Below are 17,873 nucleotides of genomic sequence, written 5' to 3'. Positions count from 1 at the left end.
AATAGCAAATTATAACCATTATTAAAAAAGTTATGATCGGTAAGCTGAAAAACTTTAGTAAACGGAATTTAAGCTTTAAATCACTACCAATTATCCGGATAACTACACCGGAACTTATCAAAAAGAATTGATAACTATTACCTATTTTTGCAGTGAACTTTTAATGTTATCATGAGCAATACATTTTCTGACGGTGGTCAAATTGGTACAGTAGCCGGTTTTTCTGAACTTGTAAATACCGACTTCAAAGGCGGAATAAATGCGTTGTGCTGGTATCGAAATCTGGATGGTGATTTTAATGAGATTGTAACCAAATTACGTTTGAAGGAAAATATAACCGAAGTTTCTGCCGAAGATTTAATCGCTCTCCAATTATCAGAAAAAGGAAATACAGCAAGGGAAATAATCCTGAATGATCTACAATTATTGACAGATTTTGGCGCGTCGCCTTCTCTTAATTTACTAAAGTGTTATGAGCGCGATGATGAATTTGATTTCATAGCTGCCGATGTATATTCGTGGCATGTTGATCGTTCTCCTGTTCCATCAGATACTTTTTTATGCACCTATCACGGAGCGGCTAGTGATATTATCCCGAATTCGCAAGCAGAGCAGAAAATCCTGATTCCCGAAATCCGGGCAAAACTAAAAGAGCTGCATGATGGAACAGAGGAAGAATTCGAAGATTTTCTGAAGGAGAATTACTTTGACTTGCATTATCAGCTTAATGAAGATGCAGAACCCATTAATTTAGGACAAATGCATCTTTGGCGTCTGGCGGTCGATCATCCTCAACAAAAAGTATTACCGTGTATCCATAGAGCACCAGTAGAAAATGAAGGAGAATATAGATTGCTCCTGATTTGCTGATTAAAGAATCCTGCCAATACTCTTTTAAATTTAAGATCGAAAAGAAGATGTTTGCGTTTGATTCCAAAATATGTAACAAAATGATCTTTTGTACGATTGCTTTTTTAACTTATCTTCGCTTTTTATACATTTCCAAAAACATTTAAAACCTAATCTGTGAAAAAAAATCAGGATATTCCACAAGAGAATCAGCTTAAACGCGGGCTGACTAACCGACACATTCAGTTAATAGCCTTAGGCGGTTCTATAGGAACAGGTCTTTTCCTTGGCATTGGTCCGGCGGCCGTACTGGCAGGTCCCTCTGTTATTTTAGGCTATGCTATTGCCGGAATTATTGCTTTTTTTATCATGAGGCAGCTTGGCGAAATGGTTGTCGAAGAACCCGTTTCAGGAAGTTTCAGCTATTTTGCTTATAAATATTGCGGTTCGTTTGCCGGTTTTGCATCCGGTTGGAATTATTGGATTTTGTATATCCTCGTAAGTATGGCAGAACTTACAGCCATTGGGGTTTACGTGCAGTTTTGGTGGCCCGAAATTCCGCTTTGGGCATCCAGTTTGTTTTTCTTTCTGGTTATTAATGCTTTGAATTTTGCCTCGGTAAAAGTCTACGGAGAAACCGAATTTTGGTTTTCTATTATAAAAGTCGCAGCCATTATTGCCATGATTCTTTTTGGTACTTATTTGTTATTGAGCGGAACAGGAGGAGAACACGCTTCGATTCATAATTTATATAACGACGGAGGTTTTTTCCCAAAAGGTATTTTTGAGAAAACTTCAACTGGGGATTTCCAGGGTTTATTGTCTGCAATGGCTTTGATTATGTTCTCCTTTGGCGGATTAGAACTCATTGGAATTACCGCCGCCGAAGCTGAAAATCCCGAAAAAAACATCCCGAAAGCAACCAATCAGGTTATTTATAGAATCCTTATATTTTATGTTGGCGCGTTGGTTATTCTATTTGCTTTGTCGCCATGGAGACAAATTACAACAGACAGCAGTCCGTTTGTAATGGTTTTTCAAAACTTAAACGGAATGGAATTTGAGTTGTTCGGACAGAAAATCTTTTTTACAAAACTTATCGCCAATGTGCTTAATTTAATTGTATTAACTGCCGCTTTATCAGTTTATAACAGCAGTGTTTACAGTAACTCGCGTATGTTATTTGGATTGGCAGATCAGGAGAGTGCGCCAAAGTTTTTAAAGAAGCTCAACAAACATTCGGTACCCGTTAATGCCATTTTAGTTTCTTCCTGTTTTGCTGCGATTTGTATTTTAATAAACAAAGTAATTCCCAAAGAAGCTTTTAGTATTTTAATGTCTTTGGTCGTTTCTTGCCTGGTTATTAACTGGGTTATGATTTCGTATACGCATTTAAAATTCAGACAAGCGAAAGACAAAGAAAACACCAAAACCAAGTTTGCATCGATATTTTATCCCGTAAGTAATTATATCTGTTTTGCCTTTTTATTGGGTATTTTAGCCATCATGTGGATGACGAATATGGAGATATCGGTAGAGTTAATTCCGGTTTGGCTGGGGATTCTTTTTGTGTTTTATAAGGTTTTTAAAGCGAAAAACAATTAAGTTTCAATCAGAATATTTTAAACGAAAATAAATGCAGCATAGTTTACAAGTTCCAAAAACGTTACATTTTAGTTCTTTTCGTTACATGAACTTGTTGTATAGCGTTCCAGTAATTTTCTTTTTTATTTTAGGATTTGCAAAGCTTTCTTTTTATCTGGAACCAATGATGCAATCCTATCTGCCGGTTTGGCTTTATATAACTGCAGTTATTATTTGCCTTATCTTTTTTGTCGCGCTTGCTGTAAAAGTATTTTTTATGCTGAATCTACGCAGAATTAGCATACATGTTGATCATGAAGGATTTATTATAAATAATAAACAGAACGAAAAAAAATATTGGAGCGAAGTAAAATCGTATACTTTTACAAAAGACAAGTATGAATCTGGATCTAATAGTGCTGCTTCTACGGTAATTATATCTTTCGGATTTATGAAAGCATGTATTATTAACTGCTCTACATGGACTCTTTTTAGCAAATCGCGCAGACGAGAAGAAGAAGACGCTTTTACGCAATTCAAAGATGCTGTTGTTTATTATTGTTAATTTAGTCTGTTAAGATATACTTTGCTGGTACGGATTGCAAATCCGCGAAATTGGATATCATGAAACTGTTTTAATAATTTAATTTTATAATTGAAATCTAATTAAACTCAAAAATGGAAATTGTATTTATTATTCTGGTAATTTTTCTATTATTTTATGTCCCTAAATATTTTAGGAAACGTAAATAAAAAAAGGCATTTTCTTTTTTAATCTGTTAAGATATACTTTGCGGGCACGGATTACAAATCCGCGCTATCGGGTATTATTCATAAATTTAGAATGTTGCCAAATGGCAATATTGATTTTTTGACAGGTTTTAGGTGATAGATGTTTTTTTCCTTTAAATGAAGAGTTCGATTCTGAAGTTGGAGGTGCTTTTATAGTTAGTGGCCCAAACTACGATATTTTGATAATTAATGTAAAAATATAACTGTACCTTCACGAGCGAGACGCTCGTATTATTATGGTGTTTTTTCTTGTAAAATATTGTATTTGTAAAATATATAATTCTGACAAATAATTTTAAAGTGGAAATAAGAAAATTTAGTAATTTAATTTTTAAACTTTTAGGAGCTTTTCTAATATATAGTTTGCTTTTTAAGTATACAATAGGAGCTGTATTTGATATTAACAAATTATCTGTTCATCAGGAATTTCCACATCGATTTTCGATTAACATGAATATCATTTTTATAAATATATTATGTTTTATAGTTTTAATAAAAAACTCAAGTATTTTGACTTCTCTTTTTTATCGAAAAAATTATGTTATTGAACTGAATGACTTAAATCAGTACCGGATTTTAAAAGTTATTTTTGTAGCATTTAGTATTTTTCGATTAGCTATTCTTTTCTTTACTTTTCCCGAAAATAGCTTTGGTGGTAAACTTGTCTCTATACCTTCAATAATATTTTTTCTTTTACTCTTATTTCATAAGAGTATTATTAAATTCATAATTAGTAGAATTAATTCTTATTCTAAAATACAATCAAATTATATTTTTATTTTTTCGATGATACCAATTCTTGTATTTTTTTATTTTTTCTGGGATTATGGGTTTGGTAACAGTTCATTAAATCTTTCTGAATTCATTTTTCGTCTGATCATTTTACTCATTACTTTAAGCTCTCCTTTATTTTTTAGATTATTCGTGCAAAAAGATACTTTGATTACAAGTTATCATTTTACATTCATTTTATTTTTCTGGACTTTATTTCTATATAATTTGCAGGCCTTTTTATTGAAATTCCCTAATTATGAAAGAGATAATATCTATCTCATTAAAGATTTGACATTTCATGTTTTAATGCCTTTATTCTTGCTAAATCTTCATTCGTTCTTTACGAAACTCAAAACTATTTCAACATTGCAATTTACATTCTTTATGTGTGGAGTTTTATTAGTTTTCTGTGCTGTTTTTAGATATTTAAATGCAACTTCTTATGCACTGTCATATCTAATATCGGGAGTTTTTTCCCTATTTTTATCCCAAAAGACTGTTTTTTTTGATAGAAGACTTGAAAAATTAAAGTTTGAAAATAAGAGAAAAATTGTAGACCCCACTTTAGAAAATAGTTCTTCATTTTTTTTTATTACTTTAATAGTTCTTACAATTTCAAAGGACTTTGTTATAGCTTTTGACTATAAACCAACTTTGAGGGAAATAATATTTTTAATTATTACTATACTCCAATTAGTAATTATTGCAATTATAGTACGGAAAAAGAAACTTCGACTTGATAATTCGGATGATTTTATAACCACAATAGTTACATTCTTTCTAATATTAATATTCTGCAATAATTACTTATGGTACTTAGGTAATCATTTTTTTAATAGTACTTCATTGTTTACTGTTGATCTACTATATTATATAATTTTACTACTTACTATACTATTTTCTTCTTATGTAACAAAATTGCTTAAAATTGTATTACCAAACAGTTATTTTAAAAAAAATTTCTTAGTGTAAAACATGAGCTTAAAACAAGCCCTATCGCGCAGATTTGGTTAGTTCTGCGGAAGATTATCATTTTAGTTCGGCAAGGAATTATTCAGACTTAGAAAATGATTTAGATGTTGTTTTATTAAAACGCTTAACTGTTCCGGTTACTCAACTTTACGGGCACAGATTTCAAATCTGCGCTAACAGGTTTTACTATTGGTGCTCGTTTACTATTTTATAATATTCATTAGAAAACTTTATCACTTATTTTAATAAGAGTATAATGTAAAATGATTAGATTTTGATTATTGTTTTAAATTAGCTTTGATAAGCTTCTATACTAAACCAAAAAGCCTTTTGAGGTATAATAATCTCAAATCAATTTAACAATACCACTACTATGAAACAGTTATTTACACTTGTTTTCTCTTTCCTATCATTGTTCATCTATGCTCAGCAAAAGGAGGCACATCAAATAAAAATCTATCTTGAAGATGCTGAAACGGGCAAAAACATTGATGACGCAAAAGTAACTCTTGAAGGTTTTGAAATCCCTCCGATCATTGGCTTGTACAACAAGAAAGGTAAGTTCTATTATTTTGATAAAATACCTGCTGGGTATAATACAATCATGGCTTATCACAAAAAATATAATGAAAAGGGGTATCAAAACTTAGAGGCATTACCTGAAAAGTTGAAGCTGAGGCTTTATGATCCAAACTATGTTTCTTATAGTTTTGAGAAACCTAAATTAAAAAACTTTCAAAAAGATTATTCTAAAGTAAGCAGTTACATAAAAACTCTTCAGCGTAAAGAAATAGAAAATAGAAATTTTAAATATCTCTACAATGAAGACCCGTTTCACATAGCGATTATTACAAAATATAGCTATAAAGACTTTTTTTCTAATGAAAGCATTAAAAATTTATTAGATAAATTATCCCTCAAATACACCGAATACAAATCTGGCACTGAGAAACGCTATACATTAAACATGTATGAATTTATTGAAGGAAGGTTTTATAAAAATCAATACTCAGAAGTTGAAATTCAAAAATATGGAAGCTATCCACCTTATGGTTTTAACTGCTATAATGTCTTTTTCTTTCATAAAAAAGACACTACCAAATTCGACAGATTTAACAGTAAAGAAATTAAGGAATTAAGAGAATTCAATTTGACAGTAGCCTCTATATCAAACAGAGTTATTGAATATTACGCTAATTCAAAGTTCAAAAACGAATCGTTCAAAGAATTGTATAATCATAGTATCAATACAAATGTTCATCAATACAGCATTAGCAACTATGATTTTGGTATGCTATCAACTCCGGAAGAAATATTCTTCAAAAATTCTAAAGAAGAATCCGAAATGTATTTCGGTGATAAAAAATACAAAAAAGAGGAAACACTGAACAGTGATTCTTCAATTAGATCATTGTTTTTTATAATTCCAAAAAATCAAAACTCAGGAATTGGTTTAGGAACATTAGATGCTTATATAAATAAAAAAAACTTTAAAGATCAATTCTATTTCTTTAATACTGTACCAAATAATTTAAAAATTATAAAATAACAAATATAAAATCCGCTAGCGCGAGTGTCCCGCTCGTGAACGTAAAGTATTTTTTGTTCTGGAAAAAAGATTGAATACTGGCCTGAAAATGTTTTTAGAAATTGATATGAATTGATCTTCTGTGTGTACACGAGCGGGACGCTCGCGCCAGCAGGGGTGAGCAAGATTATTTAGATAAAAAAGCAATCCTTTTATTGCTAAAAATAATTTTATTTAAAAACAAACTATATTTGGATAATCGGAATTATTAAATAAATATATTTTAAAATGCAATTAAGACAATTAAGCAATCTAATTTTTAGGGTTCTAGGATTTTTTTTGATATATAGCTTACTTTTTAAATATACAATAGGAGCTGCATTTGACATAAATAAAGATAATATAACTAATATATTTTCTGTTTTTTCTTTAGATTGGATGATTGTATTTTATAGTTGTTTTTTCTTTATAGTATTAATAAAAAATGTAAATATTTTGAGTTATATTTTTTATCGAAAAAATTACGTCGTTGAATTAAATAAACTAAACCAGTACTTAATTTTAAAAGTTATTTTTGTAACATTCAGTCTTTTCCGACTCACCATTCTTTTCTTTACTTCTCCCGAAATTAACTTTTGGGATAAACTCCTCTCTACAGTTTCAATAATATTTTTAGTTTTAATTTTACTTCATAAGATTATCATACAATTTATCATTCGTAGCATTAATTCTTATTCTAAAATACAATCAAATTATATTTTCATTTTTTCAATGATTCCAATACTTTTGTATTTCTATTTTTTCTGGGATTATGGATATGGGACTGGTTCATTAAATCCTTTTGAATTCATGCTCCGTTTAATTGTTTTACTTATTACTTTTAGTTCTCCGCTAGTTTTTAGATTACTAATACAAAAAGGTACATTGATTAGAAATTATCATTTTACTTTCATCCTATTTTTTTGGATTCTATTTCTATATAATCTACAAAAATTCTTATTCAAATTACCTACTTACGAAATAAACAATAATATGTATTTCATTAAAAATTTTACATTTCATGTCATACTTCCTTTAGTCTTTTTAAGCCTTCATTCAATTTTTGCGAGAATTAAGACCATTTCAACATTGCGATTTGCATTACTGATATTAGGTATTTTATTAGTTTTTTGTCCTGTCATTAGATATTTAAATGGGACCTCTTATGCGATGCATTTATATCTTATATCGGGAATAATTATTTTAATTTTATCTCAAAAGACTTCTTTTCTTGATAAAAAACTTGAAAAATTAAAGTTTAAAAAAGAAATAAGACCAATTGAGCCATCTTTACAAAATGGTTCTTCATTTTTATTTATGGGTTTATTGTTCCTTACAATCTCAAATTATTTCGCTGTATTTTCTGATAAAACACTATTCTTCAAGGAAGGAATATTTTTAACAATTACAGTAGTTCAATTAATATTTTTTGGTAAGATTGTATTAAATAATAAACTTAGAATCAATAATTTGAATGGTTTTATAACTACATCAATTACATTTTTTTTAACATTAATATTCTACCATTATTATTTATGGTATTTAAGTGCTCTAATTTTTAATGTTAATTTATTATTTACAACTGATACAGTGTATTTTATTATTTTATTACTTATGATATTGTTTTCATCCTATATAACAAAATTGATAAAAATTGTATTACCAAACAGTTATTTTGAAAAATTTTCTTAGTGTAAAAAATGAGCTTAAAACAACCCGATCGCGCAGATTTATCTCAGCAACGATACCAGGCGATTTAGATTTGTATTTATTTGTAAGCAATAATGAGATAAAAAAACTGGTTGATGAATATTCAAAAGCTTGACATAAATTATGTGAACTGACTAAGATTGAAAAACAAAGAAAAAGTTATTTACAAAAGAGCGTATTAATCCACAATATTTACCGAGAAAAAAGACTCATAATGGGATACTTAATTATTAAATATATTCCTCAGGCAAACAATTATTTTCAAATTATGGCAGAAGACCGCGTTGACATTAATTTCACTTCAACAATCGTTAACTACACAGAAAAAAAACGTGCTTTTGATATAACAATAAAAGACAATTCTATGGAACTCCTCCATATATAATTCTTAACATATAAACTAATGCAAATGGAAATAACGTTCACTAATTTACACGGAATCCCTCTTACAGAGCAACAAGTCTCTTCTGCTTACTCTTTTAAAAAAACATTCAAAGAAAATAATAAACTTAGAAAAGTTGAATATTACGACGATAAAATTCTCAAGGATACTTTTTATTATATCGATAAAGGTTTTTCCCATGAAGAACTTCTTGTTCAAAACTCAAATTTATTAAAAATTACAGAAATAGAAGATATTGATTTTAATTATACCAGACATTACAGCTTTCTGTATCGCGATAGTATATTGAAAGAAAAAGGAATTGAGATCATTAATTTTAAAGATATGTTGATAATGACCCAAGATTTAGATATGGAGACTAATTTACCTTTATATGGCAAAACATACAAATATTATGATGATGAAGTAAATGGTTATCAGTTTGAATTTATGTACTATTCTTCAGGAGAATTAGCTTCTATTTTTGTCATAAATGATACAATCAAATTTTATGAACAATACAGACCTAGTGAATTAGGCTTAGTCCCAAATTTCGAATGGTGGAATCAATATTCATCATATTATTTAAATGCAGAGCCAGCTGTACCTGATGGAATTATTATAGTTTAAAATACCCCGCGAGCGCGAGCGACCCCGAGCGCGCAGATATATCTCAGCAACGATAGCGCAGATTTGCAATCTGTGCCCGCAAAGATTGGTAAGTTTCTCGTTGTAAGTATAGAAAAGCATATTACTTTGTGTAATTTTTGTTTGAATGATTTGTTTTGTGTTCTTACTGTTGCGGGCACGGATTACAAACCCGATCACGCAGATATATCTCCGCAACGATAGCGCAGATTTGTAATCTGTGCCCGCAAAGCGATATTCACAATAATCAATTAAAAGATAAAATTGTTCGTTCAGTGGAAGATTATTATTTTAGTTCGGCAAGGAATTATTCTGGTTTAGAAAATGATTTAGATGTTGTTTTGTTATATTTATTTTGAAATGCCAAACTGTTGCGTTTACTCAACTTTGTGGGCACGGATTGCAAATCCGCGCGATCGGAAATTATAACAGATTAAAAAAAATACTATGCCACTAGATATTAGATACAAAATAGGAAATATAGATACTTATTTCAGAAAAGACGAATTAAGCACATTACTTTTTTACATAAAGAATATTAACTATGATTTAGCTACTAAACTTTATTTTTTATTAGAAAAAGAAATAGCTTTTAGATTAGAAAACCATTTAGGTATTGGAAATCTAAATGCTTTTAATGATATGTCTGCACATTTTGATTCAGGCGATATTGAAGAAAGTATTCAATCAATATCAAATCAAGTTATTCCATCATTACAAAATGAAACACTGAATATATGGGAAAAATATGGCGGTTTTGATAATTTAAAGAATGAAGTTAATAATGGGAATGATTGGAGTTTTAATTTAAACATAAATTATGATCATGTACCGGAATATGTTGATTATTATATTGATATGTTGATTGAAATAAAAGAACTTCTACAAGAATCTCTAGATCTCAATACTCCAATCATTATAAGTTACCAAGATTAACCATGAAGCAGGAGACTTAATTGACGATCTTACTAATATTAGTTATGACCCCGACCCGATAGCGCAGATATATTCTCTAAACGATAGTGCAGATTTGCAATTTGTGCCCGCAAAGTGATATTCATAATAATCCAGTAAAAGATAAAATTGTTAGTTCTGCGGAAGATTATTATTTTAGTTCAGCAAGGAATTATTCAGACTTAGAAAATGATTTAGATGTTGTTTTATTAAAACGCTTAACTGTTCCGATTACTCAACTTTACGGGCACAGATTGCAAATCTGCGCTAACGGGTTCATTAGAAAACTTTATCACTTATTTTAATAAGAGTATGATGTAAAATGATTAGATTTTGATTATTGTTTTAAATTAGCTTTGATAAGCTTCTATACTAAACCAAAAAGCCTTTTGAGGTATAATAATCTCAAATCAATTTAACAATACCACTACTATGAAACAGTTATTTACACTTGTTTTCTCTTTCTTATCATTGTTCATCTATGCTCAGCAAAAGGAGGCACATCAAATAAAAATCTATCTTGAGGATGCTGAAACGGGCAAAAACATTGATGACGCAAAAGTAACTCTTGAAGGTTTTGAAATCCCTCCGATCATTGGCTTGTACAACAAGAAAGGTAAGTTCTATTATTTTGATAAAATACCTGCTGGGTATAATACAATCATGGCTTATCACAAAAAATATAATGAAAAGGGGTATCAAAACTTAGAGGCATTACCTGAAAAGTTGAAGCTGAGGCTTTATGATCCTTTGAATGTTTCTTATAGCTTTGAGAAAATTGTTTTAACTAAAGATAATTGTTGCAATCAGGGCAAGAAATACAATTATCAATTAGAGCCACAAACTTTAAAAAGAGTTAAAAATTCGTCAACAAAAAAGTCAAAATCCACTTTTCGTTACCTCTATGTTGAAGATCCCTATCATATTGCCATTATAAACAAACTTGACAGAGATCGTTTCTTAAATGATGATAAAATAAAAGAATCAATAAAAAATTTATCAATTGAAGAAATGTATAAAAGTGAGCAATTTGGCCAATATGACTATGAAAGTTATGCAATTGACAATGAATCTGGACATTTAGTAGATGGCTTTGATGCGCTTACACGCCAGCATAATGACAAAGTGTACATATTCCAAAAGAAAGACGGTACCAAATTTAAAAGGTTCAATTGTCCAGAAATAAAAAAACTTAGAGAAATAAATTTGATTGTGTCAGCCTTGACGATAAGAACATTAGAATACTTTGCAGAGAAACCATTTAATGCAGAAAAATTCTATGGAAACAATAAAAATTCAGAAGACACTAAACATTATAATTTAAGCACTTTTAGAAACATTGACGTATCCTATTTTGATACTCAAAAAGAAGATTTTAAACATTATTATTCAGGTATTGATCCTAATTCTAATAATGATAGACTCTCTTCATTAGACGATGATAAAATATTTAGTGCCTTTTTTGTAATTCCAAAAAACTCTCAATCAGGCATAGGTTTAGGAGCTTTGGATAATGTGGAAATTGACAAAACAAATGATCATTTATTTTTCACAAATACGTATAATAATTAATGCTAACACAGCAAATAAAATAAAAAAAATAATAATGAGAAATTGGCATCATCCGCTAGCGCGAGCGCCCCGCTCGTGAACGTAAAGTTGTCTTGTTCTGTAAAAAGTTTGAATACTTACGTGAAAAAGTTTTTAAAAATTGATATAAATTGAACCAGATATCGCAGATATATCTCCGCAACGATAGCACATATTTTTTAGTGCGGCCGGAAGATTATTATTTTAGTTCGGCAAGGAATTATTCTGGTTTAGAAAATGATTTAGATGTTGTTTTGTTATATTTATTTTGAAATGCCAAACTGTTGCGTTTACTCAACTTTGTGGGCACGGATTGCAAATCCGCGCGATCGGGAAGCAATTTATTAGACGGCACTCCTGTTATGATAAAACATGTAAATTATCATAGATATAATTTACAACAACCTTTTAATAATCATTATCCTTATTTTGAATTTCAATAAATTTTAAAATCATCATATTTTATGAGTATAGCAAATCAATATAATCTAAATTTTCATATATGGACATTAGCAGATGGTGTAACTATAAAACCAAGCATTGGTGTTTCATTAATTAATGGTCATTCAAAAAATCATGAAATAGCGAGTTTTCTCGAGCCAAATGGGATTCAATTAACGCAAGAAATCATAGACGATATTACCTCTTTAAATTTAGATTTGAATATACCTTTTGAGGGTTACAATATTTGGGGAGGAAATCAAGATGAAAGTGTTGAGATAAAGTCGCCTCCCTTTAGAGCTGTTTTCAATACAACTGGAAAACCAGTGGAAGTACCTATTTCAGACTTTTTGCAAATTTTACAGGAATGGAAGACTTTTTTACAAACTATACCAAATCCAAATTGGCTCTCTAATAGATAACCCGATCGCCCCCGCTAGCGCGAACGTCTCGCTCGTGAACGTAAAGTATTTCTTATATTAGCTCAAAAAAATAATGAGCAGAAAATACAAATTTGGAGATAAAACTGGAGCATATTTTTATAAACTTTTCTGCAACCCGAACCCGATCGCGCAGATATATCTCCGCAACGATCGCGCAGATTTGTAATCTGTGCCCGCAAAGCGATTTCGTCAATAGTTTACAAAAAGAGCTAATTTTCTTACTTTGATTTTGTTTGTTTTTGTAAGAAAAAGACAATGTCGACAAGATACAAAGCAACAACAACTGATGAGGCATATTTTATAACTATAACTGCTGTAGGCTGGATAGATATATTTACTCGACTAAATCAAAAAAATGTTTTAATAAATGCTTTAAAATATTGTCAGGAAAATAAAGGCTTAGAAATTTATGCTTATTGTATCATGAGCAGTCATATCCATTTGTTGTGCAAAGGAACGGATGGTTTTGTATTATCGGATATTATTAGGGATTTTAAAAAATTTACATCCAAAAAAATAATACAGACTATAATCGATGAACCCGAAAGCAGAAGAGAATGGATGCTGGAATATTTTCAAAAAGCATGTGAGCATTTTAAAAAAAATCAGACTTATAAAGTTTGGCAAAACGGTTATCATGCAGAACATATTTACAGCAATAAGTTCATTAAGCAAAAAGTAGAATATATCCACAATAATCCAGTAAAAGATAAAACTGTTAGTTCACCAGAAGATTACTATTTTAGTTCGGCAAGGAAGGGATTATTCAGGTTTCAGAAAATGATTTAGATGTTGCTTTATTATATTTATTTTGAAATGCCAAACTGTTGCGTTTACTCAACTTTGTGGGCACGGATTGCAAATCCGCGCGATCCGGAAGATTTTCAAAAAATCCATCCAGAAATATTAAATACCACAAAAGAAGCTTTAATTGAAAGTACATATCAATCATTAAAAAATAAATTTTAAAACATGGAAAAATCTAGAGCAATATTTTTCGAATATAACGATGAAGAAATTCATTTTGATTTAGGAACTTTTGCGTTATGTATGTATTATGCTGTGACATTAAATTCAACAAAAGCAAAAAAACTATTTGATGCTACTCTGACTGAATGGGCATATAGGTTTAATTATGAATTATCAGAAGGAAATTTAACTTCTAATGATTTAGAAGCACATTTTGTAACTTCAGATATTCTAGAAGCAATTACTTTTATAGAAAATGATTTAATACCTGCTTTAAATAATGAAAAGCAAGATTTATTAAAACAATATAAAGGAATTTCTAATTTCATTAATTTATATGATTCTACTACTCCTTTTTTAAGATTTTTTGGGGTATTTGAAAATGATTTTTCCCATAGTGATGGGGAATCACTTGCGCACTATATGAATCTTTTAAAAACAGCTCTCCAACATTCCTTATCTGTAAATCAGCCTCTCATAATATATGTTCTTTAAAATCCCCCGCTAGCGCGAGCGCCCCGCTCGTGAACGTAAAGTTGTCTTGTTCTGTAAAAAGTTTGAATACTTACCTGAAAAAGTTTTTAAAAATTGATATAAATTGAACCAGATAGCGCAGATATATCTCCGCAACGATAGCACATATTTTTTAGTGCGGCCGGAAGATTATTATTTTAGTTAGGCAAGGAATTATTCTGGTTTAGAAAATGATTTAGATGTTGTTTTGTTATATTTATTTTGAAATGCCAAACTGTTGCGTTTACTCAACTTTGTGGGCACGGATTGCAAATCCGCGTGATCGGGGGTATTTTGCCAATGATGAAATTTAAATATTAAACAAATTAATAATGAGTACTAAAACACAATATCAAAATTCTTTTGGTACAGTAATAACTGAATTGCAAAAGAATAATTTATCAGAATATTATAAATTAGAATATGATCTTATTACCAATGAATTAAAAACAAAAATTCATTATTTAGAAGAAAACACTATTAATGAAGGTCACTATTTTATGGATTCTTTAGAAAATATTACTGATGTCATAACCAAAATTGACAATACTCATAGATGGGGCATATTCAGCAACTTTGAGCAAATCAACGGGTATAATGTTTGGAGAAAAAACTATTACCAAAATGGAGTATTAAGCAATTCCTACGGTAAAATTGTTTTTAATAGTAAGGGAGAAGAAATTGCATCAATTGGTTTTGATGCCGATAATCAACCTTCTAGAGGCTGTTCAAAAATATTCAATTTGAGTAACAAAAATTTAATTTCTGATGGTGAAATAGATGGTACTTTTAAGAATGGAGATCATATCATATTCGGACATAAAAGTGATGGCTCATTTAGTGCTTGGACAAATACGGAATTGTTTATAAAACCATACAAAACTTTGGAACGATTTTTAGAAGAAAATGAAGGCGGTTACATCTTAAATCTCATGAATCAAGAAATGAGAGACTATTTTTTAAATTTTGAACCATTTATTCCAAATTTCCAACTATGAGTAAAATTCCCTATCGCGAAGATATATTTCCCTATCGCGCAGATATATCTCAGCAACGATAGCACAGATTTGTAATCTGTGCCCGCAAAGTGATATTCACAATAATCAATTAAAAGATAAAACTGTTAGTTCACCAGAAGATTAGTATTTTAGTTCGGCAAGGAATTATTCTGGTTTAGAAAATGATTTAGATGTTGTTTTGTTATATTTATTTTGAAATGCTAAACTGTTGCGTTTACTCAACTTTGCGGGCACGGATTGCAAATCTGCGCGATCAGTTTCTTTTTGTTTTATAAGTTTTTAAAACGAAAAAATAGATAGTTTTACTAATTTTGAGATAACAGAAAATAAACTGCTTTCTAGTATGAAAATATTTGATTTATTTAAAAACTTTAAGTTTATAAAGACTAAAAGCAAGGAAGTAAAAGTAATCTCTATTGAAGAAGTTGCTAAGGAATCCTCTGCTGTAAACGCCAATATAGTATATTCACGAGAGGAATTAGAAAGGAATGAGTATTTCGAAAAATTTGAAAGTTTTGATAAAAACAGAATAATTCAAGATAATTTAGAACTTAATGGAGAAGGTACTTGTATAATGATTTCTGGAAGTGATCGTTATGGGCATGTGAAATTTAAACTTTATTCTTCTGCTAAGAATAATTCAGAAGTAGTCTGGAGCGTAAATGAGAAAGTATTACCTAAAGTTTATAGAGATTGTGTTGATAAGGTCGCCAATCTATTTATTGACTTTATAGAAAAGGAGAGAGGAGATCTTAAAAAATTTATTTTTGAAATTATTGATACTAGTTATCATCCAACTGAAGCAAGACTTATTGCATATGAAGCAGCAACCTTTCGTGCAATACAAAATTCCTTTGATGAAAAATTACATAAGCCAAATTTAAATTTGGTTAAAAGAGAAATTAAAAAAGAAAAAGTAATAAAGATAAAAAGGAAAAGTAATTTTAAGCTATAATAAGTTTTTTGTAGACACTGATTACAAATCCGCGCGATCGGGATGTCTGAAGAAGCTGGTAAAGGAAGAAAGAAAGAGCAGTACAGAAAAGAGAGTGAAAAGATTAAAATTAATTACAAAAATAGACAAATCATTTATGGAGTAACAATTATTAAATATACTTCAGAGAACAAAAAAACATTTAGAATAAAGGATGATATAAAAAATCCGTATTATATATCATCATTAGTTATAGTGAAGATGATCCAAAATTTGATATTACTATAAAAGATGCTTCTTTAGATAAACAAGGAACACCTCCATACATTATTTTAAATTTACAAGAATGAAGACAATATATAGCAATTTAGTAAATAAATCAGTAACAGAACAGCAAATTACATCTATGGACTTGTATTACAAAGTTTTTAAAGATGACAATAATAAGATCTTGAAAAAAGAACTTTATGATAAAAATAAATTAAGCGTTGTAGAATTCTATATTGACAGAGGAGCTTATCATACAGACATATTGGCAACAAATAGTAAAGGTAGTATTATCATAATTGAAGTGGAAAAGGTTAATAATAATTATTTCAAACATTTTTGTTTTGAATACCTCAACGGAATACTACAAAACAAAGATTTGACCATTGTTAATAATGAAGAATTTTGCTTCATGATTCAAGATATTGATAAAGAAACTAATTTATCTATTTATAATCAAACGGTTAAATTTTATGAAGATTCCGATGGATATGAGTTAGAATTTTACTATCATACTTCAGGCGAATTGCTGTATGTATCAGTTTTAAATTTGTCCTTAGGCTTTTACGAGCCTCTTAGATCTGATGAATTAAGTCTAATGCCAAATTTTGAACAGTGGAATCAATACTCCTCATATTACTTAAATGCAGAACCAGCTGTGCCTGATGGAATTATTATAATTTAAAATACCCCGCGAGCGCGCAGATATATCCCGATCACTCAGATATATCCCCCTCCGCTGGCGCGAGCGTCCCGCTCGTGAACGTAAAGTATAAACAATATATTATGATGTATGAATATCAGATACTTGTAACAAAATATTCAATAAATAGAGAGGTAATGATTGGAGTAAGTACTTCAGATTTAAATCAGGCATCAGCTTTATCAGATATGAGTTTAAGCCATATAACAGAAACTTTAGGAGAATTAAATGCAGTTATTGCAGGACAGTTAGATTATTTGAATTGGGGTACAGATTTTTTTTATGTATCTTCCGATACTACAATATCTCGGTACGGAGACTTTGACAAAGTAGAAAGATACGAAGTGCCTACCTTAGGTTTGAGAGATTTTTTAATAGAGCTAAAGAATTTTAAAGAACAATGTCATGCAGGGGATTGTTATAAAACCATAATTGGTCAGGCATTTACCGCAATAAAAGCCAACCCACTACAATATAAAAGATGGCCAACATCAGATATATACTATTTAATTACCTTGAATAATATAACATTTACTTTGGTATTGGAACCTAATGATTTCAATTTAACAGAAACTCAATATGTTGCTCAATTAAAAAGTAAATTTTAGCTCTTACGCTCGCGCCAGCGGGAGGGAAGATTATTATTTTAGTTCGGCAAGGAATTATTCTGGTTTAGAAAATGATTTAGATGTTGTTTTGTTATATTTATTTTGAAATGCTAAACTGTTGCGTTTACTCAACTTGCGGCACGGATTACAAATC

17 protein-coding genes and 2 pseudogenes are annotated in these 17,873 nt (G+C 29.9%); all 19 read left to right on the top strand.

Annotation, left to right across the window (positions count from 1 at the left end; all coding sequences use genetic code 11):
* Positions 1-171 precede the first annotated feature (171 nt).
* The 19 genes and pseudogenes from OZP11_RS03795 to OZP11_RS03700 all read left to right on the top strand — a co-directional run bounded on the left by OZP11_RS03795 (position 172) and on the right by OZP11_RS03700 (position 17,719).
* A complete protein-coding gene (locus tag OZP11_RS03795) occupies positions 172-870 on the top strand; it encodes a DUF1826 domain-containing protein (protein WP_281233891.1) in 699 nt (232 codons plus the stop codon).
* A gap of 156 nt (positions 871-1,026) precedes the next feature.
* Positions 1,027-2,454: an amino acid permease gene (locus tag OZP11_RS03790; RefSeq protein WP_281233890.1), complete on the top strand. Its 1,428-nt coding sequence runs from the start codon at positions 1,027-1,029 to the stop codon at positions 2,452-2,454.
* 31 nt (positions 2,455-2,485) lie between these two features.
* On the top strand, positions 2,486-2,998 hold the full coding sequence (locus tag OZP11_RS03785) for a hypothetical protein (RefSeq protein ID WP_281233889.1): 513 nt from the start codon (positions 2,486-2,488) through the stop codon (positions 2,996-2,998).
* A gap of 527 nt (positions 2,999-3,525) precedes the next feature.
* Positions 3,526-4,971 carry a hypothetical protein gene (locus OZP11_RS03780; RefSeq protein ID WP_281233888.1) on the top strand — a complete coding sequence of 482 codons (1,446 nt, stop codon included), beginning with the start codon at positions 3,526-3,528 and terminating at the stop codon, positions 4,969-4,971.
* Between the two features lie 373 nt (positions 4,972-5,344).
* Positions 5,345-6,520, top strand: a complete 1,176-nt coding sequence (locus OZP11_RS03775) for a hypothetical protein (RefSeq protein WP_281233887.1) — start codon at positions 5,345-5,347, stop codon at positions 6,518-6,520.
* 267 nt (positions 6,521-6,787) lie between these two features.
* Complete coding sequence (locus tag OZP11_RS03770) at positions 6,788-8,230, top strand: hypothetical protein (protein WP_281233886.1); 1,443 nt, start codon at positions 6,788-6,790, stop codon at positions 8,228-8,230.
* Positions 8,231-8,462: 232 nt separating this feature from the next.
* On the top strand, positions 8,463-8,633 hold the full coding sequence (locus OZP11_RS03765) for a hypothetical protein (protein WP_281233885.1): 171 nt from the start codon (positions 8,463-8,465) through the stop codon (positions 8,631-8,633).
* Positions 8,634-8,657: 24 nt separating this feature from the next.
* Positions 8,658-9,260 (top strand): hypothetical protein, encoded by a 603-nt coding sequence (locus OZP11_RS03760; RefSeq protein WP_281233884.1) that lies wholly within the window; start codon positions 8,658-8,660, stop codon positions 9,258-9,260.
* A 465-nt stretch (positions 9,261-9,725) separates the two neighbouring features.
* Entirely contained in the window at positions 9,726-10,214 is a 489-nt protein-coding gene (locus OZP11_RS03750) for a hypothetical protein (protein ID WP_281233883.1), read from the top strand.
* Between the two features lie 119 nt (positions 10,215-10,333).
* A pseudogene (locus tag OZP11_RS24930) lies at positions 10,334-10,444 on the top strand (REP-associated tyrosine transposase); the annotation flags it as partial.
* A gap of 220 nt (positions 10,445-10,664) precedes the next feature.
* Positions 10,665-11,804: a hypothetical protein gene (locus OZP11_RS03740; protein WP_281233882.1), complete on the top strand. Its 1,140-nt coding sequence runs from the start codon at positions 10,665-10,667 to the stop codon at positions 11,802-11,804.
* A 482-nt stretch (positions 11,805-12,286) separates the two neighbouring features.
* On the top strand, positions 12,287-12,685 hold the full coding sequence (locus tag OZP11_RS03735; RefSeq protein ID WP_281233881.1) for a hypothetical protein: 399 nt from the start codon (positions 12,287-12,289) through the stop codon (positions 12,683-12,685).
* Between the two features lie 276 nt (positions 12,686-12,961).
* Positions 12,962-13,521: pseudogene (locus OZP11_RS03730) on the top strand (REP-associated tyrosine transposase).
* A 157-nt stretch (positions 13,522-13,678) separates the two neighbouring features.
* On the top strand, positions 13,679-14,170 hold the full coding sequence (locus tag OZP11_RS03725; protein ID WP_281233879.1) for a hypothetical protein: 492 nt from the start codon (positions 13,679-13,681) through the stop codon (positions 14,168-14,170).
* Between the two features lie 350 nt (positions 14,171-14,520).
* Complete coding sequence (locus tag OZP11_RS03720; protein ID WP_281233878.1) at positions 14,521-15,186, top strand: hypothetical protein; 666 nt, start codon at positions 14,521-14,523, stop codon at positions 15,184-15,186.
* A gap of 364 nt (positions 15,187-15,550) precedes the next feature.
* Positions 15,551-16,162: a hypothetical protein gene (locus tag OZP11_RS03715; protein ID WP_281233877.1), complete on the top strand. Its 612-nt coding sequence runs from the start codon at positions 15,551-15,553 to the stop codon at positions 16,160-16,162.
* 42 nt (positions 16,163-16,204) lie between these two features.
* Entirely contained in the window at positions 16,205-16,429 is a 225-nt protein-coding gene (locus tag OZP11_RS03710) for a hypothetical protein (RefSeq protein WP_281233876.1), read from the top strand.
* A 58-nt stretch (positions 16,430-16,487) separates the two neighbouring features.
* Positions 16,488-17,093 (top strand): hypothetical protein, encoded by a 606-nt coding sequence (locus OZP11_RS03705; protein ID WP_281233875.1) that lies wholly within the window; start codon positions 16,488-16,490, stop codon positions 17,091-17,093.
* A 101-nt stretch (positions 17,094-17,194) separates the two neighbouring features.
* Positions 17,195-17,719 carry a hypothetical protein gene (locus tag OZP11_RS03700; RefSeq protein ID WP_281233874.1) on the top strand — a complete coding sequence of 175 codons (525 nt, stop codon included), beginning with the start codon at positions 17,195-17,197 and terminating at the stop codon, positions 17,717-17,719.
* Positions 17,720-17,873: the final 154 nt, after the last annotated feature.

The sequence above is a fragment of the Flavobacterium gelatinilyticum genome (assembly GCF_027111295.1).
In the GTDB taxonomy this organism is placed as follows: domain Bacteria; phylum Bacteroidota; class Bacteroidia; order Flavobacteriales; family Flavobacteriaceae; genus Flavobacterium; species Flavobacterium gelatinilyticum.
The sequence above is the reverse complement of the archived record's forward strand: the minus strand, read 5'-3'. Positions and strand labels throughout refer to the sequence as shown.

Coding starts and splice junctions, on each gene's coding strand:
- OZP11_RS03795 (WP_281233891.1), top strand. CDS start 172: ATGAGCAATACATTTTCTGACGGTGGTCAAATTGGTACAGTAGCCGGT.
- OZP11_RS03785 (WP_281233889.1), top strand. CDS start 2,486: ATGCAGCATAGTTTACAAGTTCCAAAAACGTTACATTTTAGTTCTTTT.
- OZP11_RS03775 (WP_281233887.1), top strand. CDS start 5,345: ATGAAACAGTTATTTACACTTGTTTTCTCTTTCCTATCATTGTTCATC.
- OZP11_RS03770 (WP_281233886.1), top strand. CDS start 6,788: ATGCAATTAAGACAATTAAGCAATCTAATTTTTAGGGTTCTAGGATTT.
- OZP11_RS03765 (WP_281233885.1), top strand. CDS start 8,463: ATGGGATACTTAATTATTAAATATATTCCTCAGGCAAACAATTATTTT.
- OZP11_RS03760 (WP_281233884.1), top strand. CDS start 8,658: ATGGAAATAACGTTCACTAATTTACACGGAATCCCTCTTACAGAGCAA.
- OZP11_RS03750 (WP_281233883.1), top strand. CDS start 9,726: ATGCCACTAGATATTAGATACAAAATAGGAAATATAGATACTTATTTC.
- OZP11_RS03740 (WP_281233882.1), top strand. CDS start 10,665: ATGAAACAGTTATTTACACTTGTTTTCTCTTTCTTATCATTGTTCATC.
- OZP11_RS03735 (WP_281233881.1), top strand. CDS start 12,287: ATGAGTATAGCAAATCAATATAATCTAAATTTTCATATATGGACATTA.
- OZP11_RS03725 (WP_281233879.1), top strand. CDS start 13,679: ATGGAAAAATCTAGAGCAATATTTTTCGAATATAACGATGAAGAAATT.
- OZP11_RS03720 (WP_281233878.1), top strand. CDS start 14,521: ATGAGTACTAAAACACAATATCAAAATTCTTTTGGTACAGTAATAACT.
- OZP11_RS03715 (WP_281233877.1), top strand. CDS start 15,551: ATGAAAATATTTGATTTATTTAAAAACTTTAAGTTTATAAAGACTAAA.
- OZP11_RS03710 (WP_281233876.1), top strand. CDS start 16,205: ATGTCTGAAGAAGCTGGTAAAGGAAGAAAGAAAGAGCAGTACAGAAAA.
- OZP11_RS03705 (WP_281233875.1), top strand. CDS start 16,488: ATGAAGACAATATATAGCAATTTAGTAAATAAATCAGTAACAGAACAG.
- OZP11_RS03700 (WP_281233874.1), top strand. CDS start 17,195: ATGATGTATGAATATCAGATACTTGTAACAAAATATTCAATAAATAGA.